The organism is Neobacillus oceani (assembly GCF_046237595.1).
In the GTDB taxonomy this organism is placed as follows: Bacteria; Bacillota; Bacilli; order Bacillales; family Cytobacillaceae; genus Bacillus_D; species Bacillus_D oceani.
In genome coordinates this window covers 766,796-790,191 of sequence record NZ_CP143543.1, presented here as the reverse complement: position 1 = coordinate 790,191, position 23,396 = coordinate 766,796, and the positions used below count along the sequence as shown (strand labels likewise).

Genomic DNA, 23,396 nt, shown 5'->3' with positions numbered 1-23,396 from the left:
GGTCTCTTTTTTGTTCTTACATGCCGCCCGATTGCTGGTACAGCCAGGAGCTTTGCGAGTTAAATTTGGCCATTGCTTTTTCCATTTCGGTAAACTGCCTGTAGTATTGGTCTTCTTTCCGGAACAGCCTGTCGGTTTGGCGGTTAATATCGTTTTGGATTCTGGCCAGCAGCCTCCCGACATTACTCTGGTCCATTTGCGAATTTCCCGTCACTCCCGCTTTTTTTGTCAGTTGGGAAATGGCCGTTTGCATCTCATCGGACAGTTGGTTGATTAGCCCATTGGCGCCTGTCGCTGTATCCCCTACCTGCGAAAAAAGCTTTTGAACTGCATCCGGGTCCGCCTGGATGGCGGCGGTTAATTTCGCTTCGTCGATATAAAGCTTGCCTCGGTCCTGATAGCTTTTGGAACCAATCCCGATTGAACTCAGCGAATTATAGGAACTTCCCGTGCTGACAGTTGAGTTCATAATCCCGCGCATTTTGTTCAGCACCCCTGTCAGAATGCTGTCATTCCGCAAAAGTCCGCTCTTCGCTTTTTCTTCCCATTTCTCGATTTGTTTTTCTGACATATCAGTTTTCTGGTCATCAAGAAGCGGTTGGTAATCTCGATAAACCGGTTCAGATACAAGCTTGTTCAGGCGATCAATCAGGGAATTATACTTTTCTACAAAATCTTTTATATTCTTAACTTCCGCCTCGACGCTGCGGGTAACTGTAACAGTACTGGTACCGACAGTCGTGCTCTTGAAACTGAAGTTTATGCCCATAATTGTCGCATTGTTCGTTGAGAGATTATCTATAACTTTTCCGTCAAAAGTGATACGGGCATTCTTCCCTTCTGCAACAGGGTTTGAAGTATCTAATCCAAAGGTAGTTTTCAGGAAATCAAGGGTATCCTGTGTATTTTTGCTAAGATCAATTTTCGCCTTATCTCCGGTCGCTTTTGTCCGAATAGTGAACTGCTGTAGATTAGCATCGTAAAAAGCTTGGAGTCCGAGGCTTTTTTTAGATGTTGGATCGATTTCGCTATTAATCTTTGAAACAACATCACCTATTTTATCAGTAGGTAAAACTTCAATAGAAGCCTTTCCTTCAGTTAAAGTGGTCGGGTCGGTAACGCTTATGGAAAAGGTAGTTGCCTCTGTAATCTTACCTAGTTCCTCAAGTGTTTTTGTTGGGTCCAGATTAACATTACCCGTAAAAGCCGCCTGGCTCGCCAATTGTTCTACTCCGATTGAGTAAGAGCCCTGGATGGCACTTCCTGTCCCGGTACCGGTAATAGCATTCGAGAGGCTGGAGGTTACTGCAAATGTATTGTAGGAGCTTGAGAGTTTCATATTAAACAGCGTTGAATTCCGGAATGCAAGAAAGTCGGAATTCAATTGTCGGTAGGAGTCGAGAAGCCATGTCTGCTTCTGCTGTTTCTGCTTAAGCTGGTTAAGCGGAATCCTTTCAACATCCATCAGTTTTTTCACTATCGATTCAGTGTCCAATCCGGATGCTAGCCCTGTAATTCTCGTAACAGAGGATGTATTCATCCACCTTCACCTCGCACAAAGTGTCTTTTAACTACATGTATCGGCATAAACATTTTAAAAGTAGAGACATAAATTGAAATTTATTTAGAAAGGTATTTTTTGGCAAAAAAAGAGCCCCGGAATATTTCCGGGACCCCTTGCTTATTTAACTTTTATGGTTGTATTTGCTACGACCAAATATTTATTATCCAGGTAACCACGAAGCTCCACTGTAACTTCACCCTTCTCCCATTTGAAATCTTCCCGTTCAAACTTGAAGTGGCCTTTTTCCGCTTGTTTTTGCAAGCCGTTGTTATCCGCTTTTGCATAAACGCCATTCAAGGTGACCGTTTTGACATCAAAGTTGAGAGACTGTAATTCTTTCGTCAAGTCCGCTTTTATTGTGAAAATGCCCTTATTTCCGGTGATTACTTTCGGAAGCACTTCAATTGATACCGGAATATACACTGTGAACGTTTTTTCCTGGATGGTTGTCCATCCAGCCGCATCGGTCACCGAAAGCTGGATTTTATATTCCCCAGGCTGATCAAGCTTAATGCGGTCACCATTGGAATATGTTTTGCCATTAACCATCAATTCTTTTGAAGCTACTTCTGAAATTCCGTCAAAAGCCGTATAGTCCAGCGTTATAACTGAACCAAGTTGGTATTCGGTTTTTGTAATAATCGCTGCTTCTGGAGCAGATTTATCGATTTTCACTTCAGTTGTTTTGATTTCTTCGGCATTTTTGGCTTCATCAACAGAGTAATAAGCTATTTTCGTAATCCCTTCTTTGCTGATTTTAAAAGAAGTACCTTCAACAAAATCGGAACCATCAATCGAGTAAAACGTCTTCAAATCTTTGCTGATGTTGTCGGCCGAAGATAATGTTGCGAAAACATCCTCTTTAACCCAGCCGGCAGGAAGAGTTGCTGTTGTAACAGGTGCTGTTTTGTCGATTTTAATCTGTACTGAATTTGCTTCTTCCCTATTCCCCGCTTTATCGACCGAGAAGTACGCAATCTCATTGACTCCCTCTTTCTCTACTGTAAAAGAAGTGTCTTCGATGAAATCAGAACCGTTAATTGAATAGAACGTCGCTTTAATGCCGCTTGCCTCATCCACTGGTTTTAGCGTTACAGTAACGTTCTCATTTACCCATGAACCAGGGACGGAAGTTTCCGTTATTGACGCTGTTTTATCAACTTTCACTTCTGCTGTTTTTGGTTCTTCCCTATTCCCCGCCTGGTCCACCGAGAAGTATGCAATCCTATTGACTCCCTCTTTTTCTACTGTAAAAGAAGTGCCTTCGATGTAATCAGAACCGTTAATTGAATAGAACGTCTCTTTAATGCCGCTTGCCTCGTCAACTGGTTTCAGCGTAACGGTTACGTTCTCATTCACCCATGAACCAGGGACGGAAGTTTCCGTTATTGGCGCGGTCTTATCAATTTTCACTTCTGCCGTTTTTGTATCTTCCCTGTTCCCCGCCTGATCCACCGAGAAATATACAATTCTATTGACTCCCTCTTTCTCTACTGTAAAAGAAGTGCCTTCGATGAAATCAGAACCGTTAATCGAATAGAGGGTCTGGCCAATGTTGCTCAGGCCATCAAGTCCTGTCAACTCGATTGTGACGCTTTGCGCATAATCCGGGATTTTGCTTATGCTAGTTACAGGGGCGGTTTTATCAATCCAGACATACGCCGTCTTTACCTGCTCCATGTTTCCTGCATTGTCGACAGAGTGATACGAAATTTTATTGTAGCCTTCCATTGTAACTAAAATCGATGTTCCTGCCGTGATTGGCCCGTCATTCAAGGAATAGAATGTACTTTTCACGCCTGTTTCATCATCATTTGGATGAAGTGTCACAGTAACATTTTCAGTTGACCAGCCGGATGGCCCGTCAAAAGCAGTTTCCGGAGGAGTTGTGTCAACAATCAGCTTTGCCAGCAAAATTTCAGACGGCTTCGATTCCCCAAACGAATTGCTGTAAGACGTGACAACGTATTGATGGTTGGCATATGTCAGGTTTTGCAGCGTATAGCTGAGATTGTTGATTTTTCCTGCTACTAGGACTCGTTCTTCGCCAATTAACTCGTAAATATTGTAGCCGTTCGCATAAGTAACAAAATCCCATGTGATCAGCGCGCTCGTTTGACTTAGCAGTTTTAGGGACGCTGCAGGAACGCCCATGATCGGATACACAATTTTCTGCTCAACGCGGTTTGAAGGAACCGATTCGCCAAAGCGCGTGCTGTAAGCTGTTACTTCAAAGGAATGTGTTTCCTCTGTGAGGTTATAAACCTTATAGGACAGCGCTGGCCCCTTGTAAATGAGCTCTTTGTTATCGCCCTTCACTTTATAAACCCTGTATTCGTTCGCCCATGTAACAGCTGGCCACGAAAGGGTGATGTTGTTTGCGTCAAACACACTACCACTCAATTTAGGCGCCTGGACGACCGGCCATGCCAGGTTAAACCCGACGGAACTTCCAACCGGCGATTCGCCGAACCGGTCACTGAACGAATGGATGACGTACGTATAATCCCCCTCAGGCATATTTGTGAAGTTGGTCGATGTGCTTGTCACGGTTTTGACTAAACTTTTATCGCCATTTTGAATCTGGTAAATCCGATAACCATTCGCATATGTTGCGGCATTCCAGCGCAACGTTATATCATTTCCATTTGTAATCGATTGGGTGAAATTCGCCGGTGCTTGCATGACTGGGAAAATAATTTTACTATTTACCGTACTTCCTTCCGGGGATTCACCGAATCGGTCGCTGATAGAGTGGACAACATAGGTATAGTCTCCCTCAGGCATGTTTGACAGTGTCAGCGACGTGCTTGTTACTGTCCGTAGCAAAACTTTTCCGCCATCAATAACTTGGTAAACCTTATAAGAGTTTGCGTATGTGGCAGTATTCCATTTAATTGTAATATCGTTGCCGTTTGAAAGTGATGCTGTTACGTTCGATGGTTTTTCCATTACTGGATAAATAATTGTACCTTTAGCTTCTGCACTATACGGAGAATCACCGAGCAGTGTCGAATAAGCCCTAACACGGTAAGTGAATTCCCCTTCAGGCAGGTTAGTCAGGTTGACTGATGTCGCGGTTAGCGTGCGAATCAAGGTTTCCTTTCCATCTGCCACCTGGTAGACCTTATAGCCGGTCGCATATGGGACGGTTGACCATTTAATCGTAATATCATTACCGTTTGTTACTAAAAAAGAAATCGTTTCCGGCGCCGGAAGTGCCTGCTCTTCCACTTTGGCTTCAAACGAAGTGCCGATCTTTGATTCTCCAAATCTTGTGGAATACGAATAAACTTCATAGCTGTATGTTCCCGGAGCCATGTTGCTGAATGAAACAGTTTTACCTGTTACAGTATTTTTAAGCACTTTTTGTCCATTTACGATTTGATATACTTTATAGTTCGTCGCATAATCGACTAAATCCCATCCCAGCGTAAATGAAGTAGGGCTTGTCATTGTTACCGCCGGGTTTTGAGGAGCCGCCATTACAGGATAATTAATTGAAGCGGTGGCCGATGTCCCTTCACCCGATTCTCCAAAACGGGAACTGTATGCATAAATCCTGTAATTATGCACTCCTTCAGGCAAGTTTGTAAGTGTGCTGGAAGTATTTGATACGGTTGCTTTTAAAATCTTTTGGCCATCGACAACTTGATAGACTTTGTAGCTCTCAGCAAACACTACAGGAGACCATGTGAAATAAACATCATTCACATTTTTGATTTCATACGTCAGGTTTTGCGGCGCCTGAAGGATGATTTGCTCCAAAGTAAAAGAAATCGTTGTTCCTTCGGCAGATTCACCGAAACGGCTGCTATTCGCGGTTACAGCTATGGTATACTCCCCAGCGGCCTGGTTTGTGAAAGTAGTTGTCGTACCAGTTACCGTCCGCAATAAAGTCCTTTTCCCATCTGCAATTTTATAGACATTATAATTTTCAGCATTTGTTGCAGCGGTCCAATTAAGCACAAAATCATTGCCGTTTTGTACCTTATAAGTTAGATCCGCGGGAGGCTGGATTTGGACCGCATCGATTGCAAATGAAACCGCCGTTCCCGTTTCAGACTCGCCAAATTTATCGCTGAAAGAGTACACTTCGTATTGATAACTGCCAGCCGGAAGCTTCGAATACGTAACAGCAGTTCCGGTCACAGTGCTTTTCAGAATCCTTCCGCCATTCACATTTTGATACACTTTGTAGGCTGTCGCATATGCTGCGGATGTCCAGCTGATAGTGGCATCATTGATGTTCTGGATTTTTACTGACGGATTGCCAGGAGCCTGCATCACGATTGTGCTGACCGTAAGCGTTACCTGGCTACCTTCGGCTGATTCCCCGAACCTGTCGCTATAGGAATGCACAAGATAAGTATGTTCCCCTGAAGGGACATTTTTAAGTGTATTGGAAGTGTTGGTAACGGTATTGACCAATTGTTTTTGTCCATCAAGAACTTCGTAGACCCGGTAATTCACCGCGTATGAAGAAGCTTGCCATTTTAGCGTCACGTCGGTTCCATTGCTGACTGAAAAGGACAAATTCGCGGGAGCCTCCATTATAGGGTAGGCAAGATCTACATTAACCGGATCAGATGTCGGGGACTCCCCGTACAAGTTATGGAATGCTGAAACAACAAATACATAATTTCCCTCTTCCGCTTTTGCCAGTGTATAGGACCTGGAAGAAGTTGCAGTAAGTAATTTCTTCTCTCCTGCTTCATCAATTCGATAAACATTATAGCTAGTTGCGTATTGGGAAGCTTCCCAGCTTAGTGAAATATCGTTGCCATTCCGGATTGCGGAAGTCACCTTGGCCGGCGCCGCCATATTAGGGTACACAATTTCCACACTTACAGGAGCGGATGGGCCCGATTCGCCTTCAGTCGTTACCGTTGAAACGACATAACGGTAAACCCCTTCCGGCTGGTCGTTCAGGCTATAGCTAGTTGAAGTTGTTGTGCCAAGAGGAATAATTTGGCCATCCTTAATTTCATAGACTTTGTAGCCAGTCGCGCCGAAAACTGTATTCCAGGTCAGCCTTCCATCATCAGGTGTGATTGATTGATATGCCAAATTGCTTGGAGGGAGCATGCTGCTGTTAGCAAAAGCAGTAGCATCCCCAAACGGCAAAACCAGTTGGTAGAGCAGAATCAATGTTAGTAAAAATACCGGGATTTTGGAGCTTTTCTCTCCCATTGGTTTGGCCCGCCTTTCTTTAAAAAGTGGTATTTCATTCTGTTTTCTATACATTTAACTCCATTTTTATGTAAAAAAGGGTAAAAAAAACGGCCATCGGAAACCCAATGGCCATTTTAAATTAAAATTAACGTAGCAATTGAAGAACGCTTTGTGGCTGTTGGTTCGCTTGAGCAAGCATCGCTTGAGCAGCTTGTGCAAGGATACCGTTCTTACTGTTTTCAACAACTTCCTTTGCCATATCAACGTCACGGATACGGGACTCAGCGGATTGAGTGTTTTGTGAGCTGGAGTTCAGGTTGTTGATAGTGTACTCCAAACGGTTTTGAACAGCACCAAGGTATGCACGGCCAGTAGACACGCCTTCAATTGCTGTGTCAATATCAGCTAGCGTAGCAGTTGCATTTGCAGCAGTATCAACCTTAAGAAGAGGAGCAAGTGTCGTTGTAAGGCCCTTCAAATTAGCTTGAGTAAAGTCTACTGTAAAGTTTTCAGCGTTGTTCGCACCAGTTTGAATTACGACTGATCCTGCCGTTCCTGTAGTTCCATCCAACAATTTTTGACCATTAAACTGTGTAGTATCAGCGATATTTACCAGTGTGTCTTTTAGTTGGGTCAACTCACTAGAAATTGCATCTCTTTCAGCTTTAGCATTTGTATCATTAGCGGCCTGAACAGTTAATTCCCTCATACGTTGAAGGATAGCATGTGCTTCATTCATAGCTCCATCAGCAGTTTGGATCATGGAGATACCATCTTGAGCGTTTTGTGCTGCGCGATCCAGTCCGCGGATTTGTGCGCGCATTTTTTCAGAGATTGATAGGCCGGCAGCGTCATCAGCACCGCGGTTGATCTTAAGACCGGAAGAAAGCTTTTCCATGTTTTTCGCCTGGTTGGCAGTGTTGATAGACATTTGGCGGTGTGTGTTAAGAGCGCCGATATTGTTGTTAATTCTCATTTTATGTACCCTCCTTTTATTGAGGAAATATTTTCCCTCTGTACTTCTATGTATCGACACGGTTGTTAGAAGTGTAGAGGGTTATCGATAAATTTTTTTTATTTTATTGATATTTTTCTTCTGTTGTTTTCGATGGCGATGATTTCTTTTATAAGCCTGTTTTCATCGGCTACAGGCATGTCGAGAAACTGGATTCCGTAGAATGAATGTTTCCTTCCGAGGTTTTCAATTTTCCTAACAATCCTGCCATTGAAAGTGAACTGTTCCTTGTTCAAATAAAAATGGATTGTAACGAATATTTTATCCTTGAGAGTGAAATCCTCGTCACACATTACGCCCGCCCCGCCGGCGCTGATATCGACCATTTTGCACGTATATGGCTGGTCCATATCCACCGAGCCAATTTTCTTTACTGCCATTACGGTTTCGTCGATTTCGACATGGACCCTAAAGTTCTCTCTCTTATTTTCTACTTTTTCCTCATTTTTTGTGTCTATCGGGCCACTAGACCTTCTGTTTTTTAAAAAAACAAAAATAGCCGCTATGAGGAATAAAACTACTAACGCTCCCAGTATGATTAGCTGTTGATCCTGCATGCCCCGCACTCTCCCCATTAGGTAACCTAAAAATAAACATCCCCATCTCCTATTTGGCTGGATGGGGATGTTCACACTATTAAACCGTATTCCCTGTTCCTGCCCGCTCTGCCGAGTGATTAGTCTAGCGCAGGAAATCAGCAAGGCTTAGCTGCATCATTTTCGCACCGGCTGAAAGCGAGGCTTTGATGGCCGATTCCTGTAAAGAAAGCTCAGTGAATGCTTTCGCGATATCGGTTCCTTCCAATTCCGTCAGCATTTTCTCAGTTAAAAAGTGAGCCTGAGCAAGTCGGCTTGAGGCTTGCTCCAGAAGTTTTTGGCTCGAGCCTACGACCGCCCGCTGAGTAAGGACATTGTCTAAATGCCCATCAATTTCTGATAGGAAGTTCCCCGGGTTTTCTCCATTCTCCAACTTTTTAGCCAGGGCCGTTATCGTTTCGAACAGGTCCCTACCGCTTTCCGTATGGCCGAAAACCGAACCTGCACTTACTTTCACTTCTGCATTAAGCCCTTTGCCAATCTGCCATTTCATGCCTTCCGCGCTTACAGGCAACAAAGCGCCATTCAAATATGGTTGGCTTTCAATGTCAGTACCTGAAAACAAATAGCCGCTGCCAAATCGGGTGTTCGCGATTGTCCCGGCTTGCTCAAGGAGCGAGTGCATTTCGATCGCGATGCTCTTCCTGTCCACCGGGCTGAAGGTATCATTGCTTCCCTGGAGGGCAAGCTCGCGGACCCGCTGCATAACTCCGGTTACATCGTCGAGCGCATCATCCATTGCCAGGCTCCAATCGATTCCGTCTTGAGCGTTTTTTTGATATTGTTCAAGTTTAGCCATTTCTGATTTGTGCGATAGGCTTTTTAATGTGGCTCCCGGGTTGGAAGAAACTTTATCGTAAATTTTTCCGGAAGAGATTTGCCCCTGGAGCGACTCTACCGCACGGTTATTTTTATGAAGATTTTTCATGAATTGATTATTTATCATTATTTGTGTTACACGCATTGTAGCCCTCCTTTCCGGCCTGCCGTTACTTCATCCCATTGATCAGAACATTCAGCATCTCATTAACTGCCGATACATAACGTGCCGCGGCATTGTAGGCTTGCTGGAACCGGACCATATTCGTCAATTCTTCGTCAATGGAAACCCCGGAAACAGACTGCCTTTGGTTCTCGACCTGCTGTACCATCGCATTCGCGTTGTCGCCCGAATTTTTGGCAGCCTGTATCTCGGTTCCAAGCTTACCTATAATTATTTTATAAAAAACGCTAAATGAAACGGTAGTCTCTCCAAATTCTATTTTATCCTGACCCTGGAGCGCTTCGCTCATCTCCAAGGCTTTTGAGCCATCCCCTATATTGTCCTTGGCTGCCGCAAGCTTCGCCGGAGATTCAATAAGGAGCGGATTGATTATGATGCTGCCAGCGCTTGACGGCGGCTTTGTCGAATCGATTTTATCCACAAAGAATAGGATCGGTTCAGGCGGAGTGGAAGAGTCAAAATACTCCAGGCTTTTCGCATCGCTACTTGAGTGGATATCATTGATGCCCTTCGCGATTGCCATTGCCAGCGCATCCAACTTCTCCTTCAATTCCGGTATCGTGACGGTAGTAGTTCCATTTGATGTGTTGCCATATGTTTCAAGCAGGCCCTGTACTTCGCCGCCTTTTAAAGTGACAGGAGCTCCTCCCATCGTTGCTGTCTTGGTTAATTTATCAAAGCCAAAAGACTTATCTACACTGCCGCCATTTATCAATTGCGAGGTGTCTATGGTAACATTCACTTGACCATACTCCCCCTGCGAAGTTTTAATATCAACTAGCCTCGAGAGCTTATCCAAAAGCATGTCGCGCCTGTCGAGTAAATCATTCGGCTGGTTTCCACCTGCTACGACTTGGGCAATTTTTAAATTGAGGTCTGCGATTTCCTCCGCGGTGGAATTGATTTCGCCCGCCTTCGAACTTAGCTGGTCGGCAATGCTTGTTTCAATCATCCCGATATCCGAATGGATTTGGTTGAGCCGGTCGGCGACTTCCTTCCCGGATGCGGCCGCGACAACCCTGACCGATAAATCATCCGGCCGTTTCGCAAGCTCTTGCAGGCTTTGCCAAAAACGCTGGATGGAGCCGTCCAATCCGCCGTCTGACAGGTCATCGAAAATACTTTCAAGGGCGGAAAGGCTACCCGATTTCGCATCCCAATAGCCCGCCTGTTGCTGCACGCTTTGGTATTGTTTGTCCAGGAACCCTTCCCTGATTCTCCGAAACTCGGAAACTTCAACTCCTGTTCCGAGCTGCATCGGTAGCGTCCCATTTTGGATGCCAGGCGAGGATAGTGGCGTTGTCGCGCTTAGGACTGCTTCCTGCCTTGTATAGCCTTTTGTATTCGCGTTTGCGATATTGTGTCCTGTGACGGTAAGGGCCGTTTGCTGTGAAAGGATCGCCCTTTTCCCTACTTCCAAACCGTGAAAGGTAGAATACATATCGTTCTCCCCTATGCTTTTGCGTCAAACAGCCGAACGGATTCGTTCATTTCCTTCGGGTTTGCCCCTGCGCTGTAAAGGCCAGGCCCTTCAGATGCTGGCAGGATTTGATTGATCATGAATTGGGTGTATGTGAGCGACTGTTCGAGGAGCTGCTGGTTCAAATGGTTGACCCGGCCGATTTCCTCGAACCGCTGCTGAAGTACGCTTAATATCGATTTCAATTTTTCTTTCAGGTCGCCCTCGGGCTGCTGCTCGATCAGCCTTGAAAATGAGAGGTTCATATCCTCTCCAAGCGCTCTTGTGCGCTCTTCTTCTGCCTGTTTGATTCGTTTGAGAAGCTTGGACTCCTCGGAAATCAATGGAAGAAGCTGCTGGATGTCCCCTGAAATTAATATTTCCTGTTTCTTTTTCGCTGTTTCCAGAAGCTTGTTGTGCAAATCCGCCAATAGCTGCAGTACTTCCAGGAGCTTATTCATCGAGCTTTGCTCCGGACTTCCAAAGTGAAATGAGCTTGTCAGCGATTTTTTCACTGTCCACTTTGTATGTGCCGTTTTCTATTTGCGATTTCAATTGTTGTATTCTTAATTCTTTATCTTTTTGGATTTGAAGTTGTGCTTCGCTTGATAATTCTACTGTATCAACCTTGTCCTTTTTCGTTCCTTCAGTACGGCTGGGCTGATTTTTCCGATAAGCCTGATAGGCAGCATCGATTCGGTTAAATGGATTGATTTTCATAACGGCCCGCTCCTTTCAAACTATCTCTTACTCCATGTATCGGCCTGTTGTCTATGGTCGACTAGGGGGTTTTCACTGTTTTAGGAAAAAAAATAATAAAATACGGCGGGCACTAATCATTAGTGCGAACGCCGTATCGTTGATGTTATGTCCTCATGATCCCATTCGCGATTCCCATCATCTGGTCCGCATAGCTTAGTGCCCTCGAATTTGCCTGGAAACCACGCTGGGCCTTGATCATATCCGTCATTTCCTGGTTCAAGCTGACATTCGAGCTTTCCAGGAAACCTTGCCTGATTTGGTAAGAGTCTCCCGGAGCCATGAACACATTCCCGCCGGTCAGCCTATAAACTCCACCTTCGTCCTTAAGGAGCTGCGCATTTGTAAAACCGACAAGCCCGATTTGCTGTCCGGTTCCTTCAACGGTTCCGTTTGCCGCGACTGTAAATGTCCCGTTTTCGTTCAGTTCAATCGGATTGCCGTTACGGCCGAGCAATACATCGCCTTGCGAGTTGACAAGCTGGAACCGCCCTGGCCCTACAGGAGATTTTTGAAAAGCCCCGTTCCTTGTGTATAAAACTTCCGCCCCTGTCCCATTTGCCCGCCGAACCTGGAAATACCCCTCGCCTTCAATCATGAAATCGAATGGCTGGTCCGTTTGCTTCGGCGCCCCCTGAGTCAAATCCAAAGGTGTTGCAGCAATCCGCGAACCATAGGAAACTCTCAGTCCATCCGGCGAGAGCCGGCCAACTTCTTTTTCCGCCTCCGGCTGCTGCCGAATCGATGCGGCAAGGTTTTCGGAAAATGCAGCTTCCCTCCGCTTATACCCAGCCGATTCAACATTCGCGATGTTGTTGGCAATCGTATCAAGCTTGCCCTGGTATGCCTTGATGCCTGACGTTGCAATAAATAAAGATGAGCTCATGGTTTTTATACCCTTCCAATCGTATTCAACTGCTCTAATGATTTGTCGTAGGCCTGGAGTACTTTCTGGTTCGCCTCATACAGGCGGATGTTGGCCATCATGTCTGTAATCGTTTGAGATAAATCAACATTCGACTGCTCCAGCGTTTTATGGTGCAGCTGGAGCCCAGCAGGCAGATTTCCGGTGACCATCGCCATTCCTGGTCCGTCCAGCTCAAACTGCCCATTGTCCCTTTTAATCAGCCGGTTCGGATTTTCAACAATCACCATCCCGATCGATCCAACAGTCCTTGTCCGCTGGGGGTCATTTGGAAATGCGATTATTTCCCCGTTCGCAGAGATCGTGACATCTTTTAAAAGCGGGTCTAGCCCAGTAATCCGGTTTCCATTTTTCCCTAAAACAAAATCCCCTGTAGCTGTTACAAGCTCCCCGTTTTCGTTAACTGAAAAACGTCCATTTCGGGTCAGCCGCATGGCACCCTCCGCAGTTTGGACCGCAAAGAATGCTGCTGGCTTCACCATCCGGCCGTCCACCTGAATCGGTTCTAATCCTTGGTCGCTTATCGCGAAATCAAACGGCATGTTCGTTTCCGTAAGCGTCCCTTGTAAAAATAACGGCAGCGTTTCCTGGTTGTAAACGCCCATCGATAACGTTCCCATCCTGGCCTGGGCCCCGCTTTCTTTAACGCGGATCTGCTCAAGCAATACTTCGGGAAATGAACGGAGCGGGCTCGCATCCTGTTTGAATCCAGGCGTTTCAGCGTTGGCCAGGTTATTCGTCAGCGCATCCTGCTTCCGCTGCAACGCAATCATACCCGATGCCGCCGAATCAATGCCTCTTAGCATGTCGTCTCCCCCTTATCTACATGTACAGGTTCACCAAAAGCCCTTTAATCTCGCCAAGTTTGTCAAGCAAGCTTACAGTTGTCGTTTGCTTGTCAAAAACTTGATCGGATAATTCGAGCAAATGGTTGTCCACCTGTTTTATTAAAATTAATTTCTTCTCACGGCCGCTTTGCTGGAAGCTGCGGTGTTCTTCAAGGGAAAATCCATTTTGGACAACTTCCTGAAGAAATTCCTTGATTGTTTGCTTGTAGGCCAATAAATCCTGAATCGTCCTCGAAACGGCAAGGCGGCTTCCATTTCTGTCCAATTGGGCCAACAGCGACTGAAGCCGTTCCTGGCTCAATCCAACCTGGCTGTCCTGGAAAATTTGCTGGAAGGAGTGCGTTTCCTTCCCCTTTTCCCTTACCGCCAAAAAGCGTTCGTGGCCGATTCCTTGGCTTTGTTGTATCTTCAATTCGGGCCTCCTCCGTCACGCCGGTGTCGAATATTTTTTAAAAAATACAATTGTCGAATTTTGCCTTGTCCTTTACAATGGCAAGTATCAAGTTAAATTAAAGATAAACCAAAGGAGAAATTCATGTCTAGTATTTTTGGAATAATTTTGGCATTGCTGGCTATTGGTTTTGGGATGATTTTAAAGGGCGCGCCACTTGCATCACTGAATAATCCCGCCGCATATTTGATTATTTTCGGAGGGACGGCGGCAGCCCTGTTTGTCGCATTTCCGTTCAAGGAAATGAAAAAGTTCCCTAAATTGTTGAAAATTGCGCTGGTCGAACCAAAGCTCCCTTCCAATGCGGAAACGATTGCGAAATTGATTGCTTGCGCAGAGATTGCCAAAAAGGAAGGTTTCCTTGCGTTGGAGGGAATTGCCGAATCGACAACGGATCCTTTTTTCAAAAAAGGGCTGGAAATGATCATCGACGGATACGAAGCTGAATTTATCGAAGAGGTTTTGTTCGAGGAAGTGGAGGCAATCCAAAAGCGGCACCAAGCCGGAGCGCTGATTTTTTCCCAGGCGGGAATGTACGCCCCGACCCTTGGGGTACTCGGTGCGGTAGTCGGACTAATAGCGGCGCTTGGCTCTCTGTCGGAAATCGAAAAAATCGGTCATTCGATTGCAGCGGCCTTCATCGCGACACTGCTTGGGATTTTTTCCGGTTATGTCCTTTGGCATCCTCTCGCAACCAAACTAAAGCGCATTTCAAAGCGTGAACAAGACTCAAAGCTGATCATTATCGAGGGGCTGCTCGCCATTTACGAAGGAATTGTGCCTGGCGCATTGGAGAAAAAGCTGACCGTCCATCTTCCTTTGTCGGAACGAAAAGAGTATGAAAACCTGGACCGGGGCACTTTGCTTGAGGAGAAATCAGCATGAGGAAGCAAAGAAGGAAATTCGAACATGGCGAAGACGAGCATGTCGATGAATCATGGCTTATCCCGTATGCGGACTTGTTGACGCTTTTACTGGCATTATTTATCGTCCTATATGCGGCAAGTACAATTGATGTCGCGAAGTACCAGTACCTTATGGAATCGTTCAAGTCTGAACTGACCGGGACGAAGATTCCCGATAATAACGCGGGGCTTTCACCGCACATGCCAACGCCGGAAACTCCGGTTGTAGAACCGCCAAAGGAAGACAAAAAAGATACCGAGCTTGATGCGTTGAAAATCAAGCTTGAAAATTATATTAAGAATAATAAATTGGAAGCGGTCGTTTCCCTTCAAGAGTCTAAAAAAGGAATTGAAGTGTCTTTGAAGGATGTCATCCTTTTCGACTCAGGCAGGGCCGAGCTGAAGCCAAACTCCTTTAAAACGCTGGATGGGATGGTCGGCCTGATCAACACCGTTCCGAACCCGGTAAGCATTGAAGGGCATACCGACAATGTACCGGCAACCAATACGATTTACAGGACGAACTGGGAGCTTTCCGCTGCCAGGGCGGTCAGTGTCCTTTACTATTTCGAGTCAAAAAATGTTGATACCAGCCGGCTCCAGTTTTCCGGGTTCGGCGAATTCCATCCGCTGTTCTCTAACGATACTGATGAACACCGCCAGGCGAATCGCAGGGTGACGATCGTTATCCTGAGGCAATAGAAATACTTTTTTAAAATAAGAAAACCGCCAACCGATTTAGTGAAACGGAAGGCGGTTTTTTTATAATAAATTCGTCCAACTTGCCAATACTAATTCCCCGCTCCCCGGTACTGCTTTACCCCCCGGTTCCATAGGAATACGGAAACCGCGAAGAAGAGAATTCCCATGACCGGTGTGAGGAATGCGTAGCCGTACCACTCTTCCCTTCCCAGGAAAAAGGCCGCTGGGTAGACGCCGACGAACGCGAACGGCAAAATCCACGTCAGTACAAACCGGATCGCCTTGTTGTAGATGTCGACGGGATAGCGTCCGTAATTCCCGATGTTGTACATCATCGGCATGATTGATGTCCTGGCGTCCGCCCAAAAGCTGATGCAGGCGAGCATGACAAATACGCCACCATAAATGAGCGAGCCGCCCGCCACAAACAGCAGGAAGATGAACGGGTCGGCCCATGACCACTGAAGGCCAAGGTTATGGCCGGCGTACAACATGACTGCGATACCCGTGACCGCCCCAAAAAGGCCCTCGAGTTCCAGCCGCTCAAGGATAATTTGAAAAAGGCTATGGATTGGCCTTGTCAAAATCCTGTCCATTTCCCCTTTAACAATATAGCGTTCATTGAAATCCCAAATATTGAAGAATGCCGAAAAAACAGCATAAGGGACTAGGAAAAATCCATAAATAAAGATAATTTCATCCCTACTCCAGCCGTTCAGAAGCGATGTGTGCCCGAAAACGACAAGGATGAAGATGAAGTTGACAGCCTGGGACAGCAGGTCGGATAAAATTTCGACAAGGAGGTCGGCCCTGTACTGGAGCCTTGTTTTCATATACTGCCCGGCATATTGGAAAAACATTGATGCATAAAACACGGTCAGCCCCCCTGAATAACAAGCTGTTTCTTGGCCAGCTGCCAAAGAATGATGATTGGGATGAGCAGGATGAGCACCCAGACAGCTTGCTGAAGAATCGCTTCAAGTGCCTGCCCGTTGGAAAAACCCTTTGTGACAATCATGCTTGGGATATAGCTGATACCCTGAAACGGCAAATACTTCATAATTTCCTGCGCCCAGCCAGGAAAAAAGCTCATCGGCAAAAGCAGTCCGGAAAACAAATCGATGACGACCCGTTTCGCCCGAATTAGCCCCGCGTTATTATATAGGAAAAATGTTGTAATCCCCGTTAACAGATTGATTTGCGTGTTGATCAGGAAACTAAAGAAAATGGATACCGCAAATAGACCCCAGACAGCGGGATCCCAAATCAGTTTTACTGGAAAGATTAGCGAAACGATGACCATCCCCGGTACGGAGAAAAACAGCAGCCGGAAAATTCCTTCGCCAAACCCCTGCATTGTTTTCATCCCTAGGTAGCTGTAGGGCCGAATCAGTTCAATCGCTACTTTCCCTTCCATGATTTCAAGCGCCATTTCACGGTCGAGATTGTTAAAATAAAACGCTCTCGCCATCCAGGCGATTGCCACGTACGTTGTCATCTGGCTTACGGATAGCCCCTGGATGCTTTCCTTCCCGCTGTAGATTGCGCTCCAAAGGAAATAATAGGCGCCAATGTTGATGCTATAAATAAGTATTCCAGTATAATAATTTGTTCGGTAGGCCAGCATCATTAAAAACCGCATCCGAACCATTTCAAGATACTTGTCCATCTGCTGCCTCCCTATGCTGAACCTTTTTCGTAAATATTGCGGATGATTTCCTCTGTTGATATTTCGTTGATTTTAATATCCTTTATTTTAAAAGAAGAAACGACCCTTGAAATGACTTGCGAAATCACTTCATCCATATCATCGGTCTGGGCAGTGAACACCTGGCCTTTTTCGTCCATTTCCCAATTGACCGACAACCCCAAGGTTGCATGCTCCAATGCCGCCAAGTCGACTTTTTCAAGAAATTCAAATTGAAGCTGCTTGCCTTCCGCCCACTTTTCTTTCAGGTCGTTCAGCGGGCCGTCATAAATGATGCTTCCTTCGTCGAGCATGATGACCCGTTCGCAAAGCGCTTCAATATCCGAAAGGTCATGAGTCGTCAGCAGGATGGTCGTGTTGTATTTTTCGTTGATTTCTTTTAAAAAGTCACGGATTCGAAGTTTGACGAGGACATCCAGGCCAATGGTCGGTTCGTCCAGGAACAAAAGCGGCGGGTTGTGGATTAGTGCCGCCGCGAGTTCGCAGCGCATCCTTTGTCCGAGGGAAAGCTTCCGGACCGGCTTGTCAAGCAGCGGCCCAATCTCAAGCGTTTTGATCACGTGGTCCATATGCGAATTGTAGTCCACATCGGAGACTTTATACACTTTTTTCAAAAGCCGGAACGATTCCTGGACGGCGATATCCCACCAAAGCTGGGAACGTTGCCCGAAAACGACGCCGATTGTTTGGACGAACCGCTCCCTTTCCTTATGCGGGTCCATTCCATTGACGAGGATTTTCCCTGAGGTAGGCGTCAGGATGCCTGTAAGCATCTTGATTGTCGTCGACTTTCCCGCGCCGTTTTCGCCGATGTAACCAACCATCTCCCCCTGCTTCACCTTAAAACTTATATCATTAACCGCCGGAACGATTTTATAATTTCGTGTAAACAGGTCACGGAATGCACCCGAAAGGCCCGATCGGCTTAAGTGCGATTTGAATTCCTTCCGCAACCCTGTTACTTCAATAGCATTATGTTGATTCATTTTCAGTCCTCCAAAAAGCTGCGCTCTAACAATTCAGTTTATCCAATCCTAGCCCCCAGTACAACTTTCCCGCATTATTTCGGCTAATACAGAATACAGGAAACTTTCTATAAATTTGCATGTTTTACGTGCTTGCAAAAAATTCAGCCATATGGAAGAAACAATGATATTATAGGAAAGAAATAACGAGGAGGATTCCAAAATGAACTTTTCCATTTCCGAAAAATTACATAAGGAAGCACTTGAACATATTGTTGGCGGGGTGAACAGCCCTTCCCGTTCCTATAAGGCGGTAGGCGGCGGGTCGCCGGTCGTGATGGAACGCGCGGCGGGGGCGTATTTCTGGGATGTCGACGGGAATCAATACATCGATTATTTAGCGGCATACGGGCCAATCATCACCGGACACGCCCATCCACATATTACGAAGGCGATAAAAAAAGCGGCGGAGAGCGGCGTCCTGTATGGAACGCCTACGTCCCATGAAATTACACTTGCGAAAATGCTGAAGGAAGCGATGCCCGGAATGGACAAGGTCCGATTTGTGAACTCGGGAACAGAAGCGGTCATGACGACGATCCGGGTCGCGCGGGCCTATACGGGCCGGGATAAAATCATCAAGTTCGCGGGTTGCTATCACGGGCACTCCGACCTTGTCCTTGTCGCTGCCGGTTCAGGGCCATCCACTCTTGGAACTCCTGATTCCGCCGGCGTGCCAAAAAGCATTGCTCAGGAAGTGATTACCGTTCCGTTTAACGAAATCGAGCCTTTAAAGGACGCGCTTGAAAAATGGGGCAACCAGGTTGCTGCCGTCATGATTGAACCAATTGTCGGCAATTTCGGCATAGTCGAGCCAAAGCCCGGATTCCTTGAGCAGGTAAAAGAGCTTACCCATGATGCTGGCGCGCTTCTCATCTTTGATGAAGTGATTACCGCATTCCGGTTTATGTACGGAGGCGCGCAGGATCTTCTCGGCATCACGCCTGATTTGACCGCGCTCGGCAAAATCATTGGCGGAGGGCTGCCAATCGGCGCGTACGGCGGCAAACAGGAAATCATGGAAAAGGTTGCTCCGCTTGGGCCGGCATACCAAGCCGGGACGATGGCTGGAAACCCGGCATCGATGCTCTCCGGGATTGCCTGCCTGGAAGTCCTTAAACAGGATGGCGTTTATGAATACCTTGACCGCCTTGGCGAAATGCTTGAAAAAGGTATCCTGGAAGCGGCCAAAAGGCATGGCGTACCAATCACCATCAACCGGCTCAAAGGTGCGTTGACAATTTATTTTACAAAAGAAAAGGTTGAAAACTACGAGCAGGCGGAAAACACGGACGGCGAAATGTTCGCACGGTTCTTCAAGCTGATGCTCCACCAGGGCATCAATCTAGCCCCTTCCAAATATGAAGCATGGTTTGTCACCATTGCCCATACGGAAGAAGACATCGAGGCCACGCTCCATGCGGTTGACAATGCGTTTTATTCGCTTATGAATGAAGAAAGTTAAGTTGAAATCCAGAGCCAAAGGCGGCTCTGGATTTTTGCCGAACACCCGGCTAATCTTGCCGAATATCCGGGTAATTTTGCCGAACACCCAGATAATCTTGCCGAACACCTGGGTAATCTTGCCGAACACCTGGGTAATCTTGCCGAACACCCGGGTAATCTTGCCGAACACCCTGCTAATCTTGCCGAATACCCGGGTCATTTTTCACAAAAAATACACTTGCTTCGCTCCGTTTCTCATTGTATAGTACTGAATTGTTTAACCAGGCCGGAAATGAGTAAAAAGTAAAGGAAAGAATTAATCTCGTTTTTTTGCACAAGGCTGGACAGTTATTTATTTTGGGCTATACTTGCTGTATTAGAGAATCGTTTGAAGGGAATTTTTTCAATGAAGTTAGGTGCTCGTATTTTAAAGACGGGAATCGCCATTATGCTGGCGCTTTTGCTCAGCGAGCTGCTGAATGTGCCGTCGCCGGTAATGGCCGGGATTGCCGCCATTTTCGCGGTGCAGCCAACCATCTATAGGTCCTACCAATCCATCCTTGAACAGGTGCAGGGGAATTTTATCGGAGCGATAATCGCGACAGCCTTTGTACTACTTCTTGGTAACCATATCGTAGTAATCGGCATTGCGGTTGTTATCGTGATTACAATTAACTTAAAGCTAAAGCTTGAAAATACAATTGGCCTTTCGCTTGTTACGCTCATTTCGATTATGGAATCGCCTGGCGATCAGTTCCTTGAATTCGCCGCCATCCGGTTTTCGACGATTATGCTTGGCGTATTCTCCGCGTTTATTGTTAACCTTGTTTTCCTTCCGCCCCGGTATGAAAACAGGCTGTATCATAAAATATCCGATGCGACCGGGGACATTATCCGCTGGATCAGGTTGACAGCCCGGAACGCCTCCGATCACAATCTGCTTAAGAATGAAATTGAAAAATTGCGCTCTACTCTTTCAAAGGCAGACGGCATATACTCGATGTATAAAGAGGAACGAAAGTATTTCAAGCGGGAGGACGCGGTAAAAGCGCGCAAGCTTGTCGTCTACAGGAATATGCTATCCACTTCGGAAAAAGCGCTGGAGATGTTGAACCGCCTGCATCGTTTCGAGAACGAGTACCATATGCTTCCGGAACATTACAAAGAGTCTATCCAGGAACAGCTTGACTGCCTGATTACCGTCCATGAGCAAATCATGCTGAAATATATCGGGAAAGTGCGCCAGGAAGCAGCGGAGGAAAATCCGGTGCAGTGCCTCGATAAGCGGGAAGTGTTCCGGCTTTTCATTGCTAGGCAAAAGGAATACGAGGAAGAAGAAGATAATCACCTTTACCATACCATGCAAATCGTCTCCGCCATCCTTGACTATGGAGAGCAAGTGGAGCATCTGGATACACTTGTCACAAGCTTCCTGTCCTACCATCGAGGCGAAAACGAAGTCGAGATTGAGGAACAGGTTTTAGAGTAGTATTTTGTCAAAAGCGAGCACCAGGTTAAACTGGTGCTTGTTTGTTTTTTAAAAATGAGTCTTCTGAATTGAGCAGCTTTGGACTTGCTTACCCGTAAAAGTTCACTTTGCTGTCCAGAGATCAGGATTCTTTGGACACACAACCCTTGAAAATTCACTTCACTGTCCAGAGACCAGGATTCTTTGGACACACAACCTTGGAAAATTCACTTCACTGTCCAGAGATCAGGATTCTTTGGACACACAACCTTGGAAAATTCACTTTGCTGTCCAGAGACCAGGATTCTTTGGACACACAACCTTGGAAAATTCACTTTACTGTCCAGAGACCAGGATTCTTTGGACACGCATTCCTTAGAAATTCACTTTACTGTCCAAACATCGGGCAGCTTTGGACTCGTATCTCCTAAAAAAACGGTTCGGTGTCCCAACATCCTTCGTAAATTCCCATAATATCATTAATTCAGAAAAATTCATTGAATCCCACGAATCCTCTTCCACACAAAAAAACCGGTTCGGAGCCAATTACTCCGTTCCGGTTTTTTGTTCGAGCTGCTGGACTTGAAAAAGACGGTAGTAGCTGCCTTGCTTTTCCATTAATTCCTCATGGGTGCCGATTTCTACAATCCGGCCATGTTCAATGAGGACGATTTTATCGGCATGGGTGATTGTTGACAGGCGGTGTGCGACGATGAAGGTTGTTCTGTCCTTCGCAAGCTTTTCGAGCGCCTCCTGGATCTGGTGCTCGCTCTCGAGGTCGAGTGCAGAGGTCGCTTCATCGAGAATCAGGATTGGCGGATTTTTCAGGAAAACACGCGCAATCGCAATTCGCTGCTTCTGGCCGCCGGAAAGCTTGACTCCCCGTTCGCCGACCTTCGTTTCATACCCTTCCGGCAAATTCGCGATGAATTCCGTCGCGTTGGCAGCCTGTGCCGCCGCTTCTACTTCCTCGTCAGTTGCACCCGGCTTTCCAAGAAGGATATTGGACCGGACCGAGTCGCTGAAAAGGATATTGTCCTGGAACACGACCCCAATTTTATCACGAAGCGTCTGGACCTTGAACGTCCGGATATCCGTTCCATCGAGCAAAATCCGGCCTTCCGTTACATCATAAAACCTTGGGATCAGGCTGACGAGCGAAGACTTTCCTCCTCCGCTCATCCCGACAAGGGCAATCGTTTCGCCTTTGTTCGCTTCAAGGTTGATATTCTTCAGGACTATTTCCTCGCTTTCGCCATATGAAAAACTAACGTTTTCAAAAGAAATATGCCCATTTACAGAAGTGCAGTCAATTGCCCTTGGTTCATCGAGAATATCGTATTTTTCGTCGGCGAATTCAAACACCCGGTCCATGGAAGCGAATGACTGCGTAATCGTGGTCGATGAATTCACGAGCCTCCTGAGCGGATTATAAAGCCTGTCAATATAGGCGATAAAGGCGATCATAGTCCCTACCGTCAGCTGGTTTTCAATAACAAGATAGCCAGAGTAGCCGATAACGATAAGCGGGGCGATGTCCGTAATCGTATTGACCACCGCGAACGCTTTAGCGTTCCAGCTCGTATGTTCAAGCGCTTTTTGTAAAAAATTCTTGTTTGTCCGGTCAAATTGCTTCTGTTCATGCTCTTCGATTGCGAAACTTTTAATCACGGACATTCCTTGGACGCGTTCATGCAGGTAGCTTTGGACTTCCGCTAGCGCCTGTGAACGGTTCCGGGTCAGGCTCCTTAAATTCCCGAAAAAAAACTTTACCGAAATCGCGTAGAGCGGGAACAGGATGAGCGACACGAGTGTCAGCTTCACATTCATCGTAAACATAACGCCAATCGCGATCAGGATTGTGGCGACATCAAGCCACAGGTTCATTAACCCTGAAATGACGAACGCCTTTGTCTGCTCAACATCGTTGATGACGCGGGAAATGACTTCCCCCGCTTTCGTGTTTGAGTAATATTTAAAGCTGAGTTTTTGCATGTGGGTATACAATTTGTCCCTGATATCATAGAGGATTTTGCTGGAGGTCCATTGGGCGTAATACTGCCGATAATACTCGACTGGCGGCCGCAAAACGACAAAAATGACAAGCATGATCCCCATGATCCAAATTAGCTTATTCAGCTTTTCCTCTTTTGGCATAGTGCCGCCGACAATATCATCGACAACATATTTTATAAGCATGGGGATAATAAGCGGAATGGCAAATTTGATAATTCCGATTAGTATCGTCCCGATTATTTGCCATTTGTACGGTTTAACATAATGAAGGTACCTCCTGATGCTGCCCAATCTGTTCCCTCCCCCTTTTCAAACAAAAACCTGTTGATTT

19 protein-coding genes are annotated in these 23,396 nt (G+C 46.2%); 4 read left to right on the top strand and 15 right to left on the bottom strand.

Annotation, left to right across the window (positions count from 1 at the left end; translation table 11 throughout):
* Positions 1 to 16 precede the first annotated feature (16 nt).
* The 11 genes from fliD to V1499_RS03775 all read right to left on the bottom strand — a co-directional run bounded on the left by fliD (position 17) and on the right by V1499_RS03775 (position 13,756).
* On the bottom strand, positions 17 to 1,540 hold the full coding sequence (fliD, locus tag V1499_RS03825) for a flagellar filament capping protein FliD (protein WP_409273950.1): 1,524 nt from the start codon (positions 1,538 to 1,540) through the stop codon (positions 17 to 19).
* A gap of 141 nt (positions 1,541 to 1,681) precedes the next feature.
* A complete protein-coding gene (locus V1499_RS03820) occupies positions 1,682 to 6,757 on the bottom strand; it encodes an OmpL47-type beta-barrel domain-containing protein (RefSeq protein ID WP_409273948.1) in 5,076 nt (1,691 codons plus the stop codon).
* Between the two features lie 127 nt (positions 6,758 to 6,884).
* On the bottom strand, positions 6,885 to 7,715 hold the full coding sequence (locus V1499_RS03815; RefSeq protein ID WP_409273946.1) for a flagellin: 831 nt from the start codon (positions 7,713 to 7,715) through the stop codon (positions 6,885 to 6,887).
* A 98-nt stretch (positions 7,716 to 7,813) separates the two neighbouring features.
* The gene (locus V1499_RS03810; RefSeq protein ID WP_409273944.1) at positions 7,814 to 8,311 is read right to left on the bottom strand and encodes a PilZ domain-containing protein; all 498 of its coding nucleotides are present in this window, start codon (positions 8,309 to 8,311) and stop codon (positions 7,814 to 7,816) included.
* A gap of 124 nt (positions 8,312 to 8,435) precedes the next feature.
* Positions 8,436 to 9,314 (bottom strand): flagellar hook-associated protein FlgL, encoded by an 879-nt coding sequence (flgL, locus tag V1499_RS03805; RefSeq protein WP_409273943.1) that lies wholly within the window; start codon positions 9,312 to 9,314, stop codon positions 8,436 to 8,438.
* A gap of 25 nt (positions 9,315 to 9,339) precedes the next feature.
* Positions 9,340 to 10,794: a flagellar hook-associated protein FlgK gene (flgK, locus tag V1499_RS03800; RefSeq protein WP_409273941.1), complete on the bottom strand. Its 1,455-nt coding sequence runs from the start codon at positions 10,792 to 10,794 to the stop codon at positions 9,340 to 9,342.
* An 11-nt stretch (positions 10,795 to 10,805) separates the two neighbouring features.
* A complete protein-coding gene (locus V1499_RS03795; protein ID WP_409273939.1) occupies positions 10,806 to 11,273 on the bottom strand; it encodes a flagellar protein FlgN in 468 nt (155 codons plus the stop codon).
* Positions 11,266 to 11,532 (bottom strand): flagellar biosynthesis anti-sigma factor FlgM, encoded by a 267-nt coding sequence (gene flgM / locus V1499_RS03790; RefSeq protein WP_316570338.1) that lies wholly within the window; start codon positions 11,530 to 11,532, stop codon positions 11,266 to 11,268. The genes V1499_RS03795 and flgM overlap by 8 nt, the downstream gene beginning before the upstream one ends.
* Positions 11,533 to 11,677: 145 nt before the next feature.
* Positions 11,678 to 12,457, bottom strand: a complete 780-nt coding sequence (locus tag V1499_RS03785; RefSeq protein WP_409273937.1) for a flagellar hook-basal body protein — start codon at positions 12,455 to 12,457, stop codon at positions 11,678 to 11,680.
* A gap of 5 nt (positions 12,458 to 12,462) precedes the next feature.
* A complete protein-coding gene (locus tag V1499_RS03780) occupies positions 12,463 to 13,302 on the bottom strand; it encodes a flagellar hook-basal body protein (protein WP_409273936.1) in 840 nt (279 codons plus the stop codon).
* Positions 13,303 to 13,318: 16 nt separating this feature from the next.
* Positions 13,319 to 13,756: a YaaR family protein gene (locus V1499_RS03775; protein WP_409273934.1), complete on the bottom strand. Its 438-nt coding sequence runs from the start codon at positions 13,754 to 13,756 to the stop codon at positions 13,319 to 13,321.
* A gap of 123 nt (positions 13,757 to 13,879) precedes the next feature.
* Between V1499_RS03775 and motA the strand changes: the two genes are divergently transcribed.
* Both motA and V1499_RS03765 read left to right on the top strand, forming a co-directional pair.
* The gene (gene motA, locus V1499_RS03770) at positions 13,880 to 14,680 is read left to right on the top strand and encodes a flagellar motor stator protein MotA (RefSeq protein ID WP_409273932.1); all 801 of its coding nucleotides are present in this window, start codon (positions 13,880 to 13,882) and stop codon (positions 14,678 to 14,680) included.
* Positions 14,677 to 15,402 (top strand): flagellar motor protein MotB, encoded by a 726-nt coding sequence (locus V1499_RS03765; RefSeq protein ID WP_409273931.1) that lies wholly within the window; start codon positions 14,677 to 14,679, stop codon positions 15,400 to 15,402. The genes motA and V1499_RS03765 overlap by 4 nt, the downstream gene beginning before the upstream one ends.
* Positions 15,403 to 15,491: 89 nt before the next feature.
* On the opposite strand, the gene V1499_RS03760 is transcribed toward V1499_RS03765, so the two are convergent.
* From V1499_RS03760 to V1499_RS03750, 3 genes are read right to left on the bottom strand one after another with little or no spacing between them, the layout of a single operon-like run.
* Complete coding sequence (locus V1499_RS03760; protein WP_409273930.1) at positions 15,492 to 16,277, bottom strand: ABC transporter permease; 786 nt, start codon at positions 16,275 to 16,277, stop codon at positions 15,492 to 15,494.
* A gap of 2 nt (positions 16,278 to 16,279) precedes the next feature.
* On the bottom strand, positions 16,280 to 17,071 hold the full coding sequence (locus V1499_RS03755) for an ABC transporter permease (RefSeq protein ID WP_409273928.1): 792 nt from the start codon (positions 17,069 to 17,071) through the stop codon (positions 16,280 to 16,282).
* A gap of 11 nt (positions 17,072 to 17,082) precedes the next feature.
* Positions 17,083 to 18,096, bottom strand: coding sequence for an ATP-binding cassette domain-containing protein (locus V1499_RS03750; RefSeq protein WP_409273926.1), 1,014 nt, complete (start codon positions 18,094 to 18,096; stop codon positions 17,083 to 17,085).
* Between the two features lie 202 nt (positions 18,097 to 18,298).
* Between V1499_RS03750 and V1499_RS03745 the strand changes: the two genes are divergently transcribed.
* Together V1499_RS03745 and V1499_RS03740 are read left to right on the top strand one after the other, a co-directional pair.
* On the top strand, positions 18,299 to 19,600 hold the full coding sequence (locus V1499_RS03745) for a glutamate-1-semialdehyde 2,1-aminomutase (protein ID WP_409273925.1): 1,302 nt from the start codon (positions 18,299 to 18,301) through the stop codon (positions 19,598 to 19,600).
* 387 nt (positions 19,601 to 19,987) lie between these two features.
* Positions 19,988 to 21,070, top strand: coding sequence for an FUSC family protein (locus V1499_RS03740; protein ID WP_409273923.1), 1,083 nt, complete (start codon positions 19,988 to 19,990; stop codon positions 21,068 to 21,070).
* A 525-nt stretch (positions 21,071 to 21,595) separates the two neighbouring features.
* Here the strand turns inward: V1499_RS03740 and V1499_RS03735 are convergent.
* Entirely contained in the window at positions 21,596 to 23,356 is a 1,761-nt protein-coding gene (locus tag V1499_RS03735) for an ABC transporter ATP-binding protein (protein ID WP_409273922.1), read from the bottom strand.
* Positions 23,357 to 23,396: the final 40 nt, after the last annotated feature.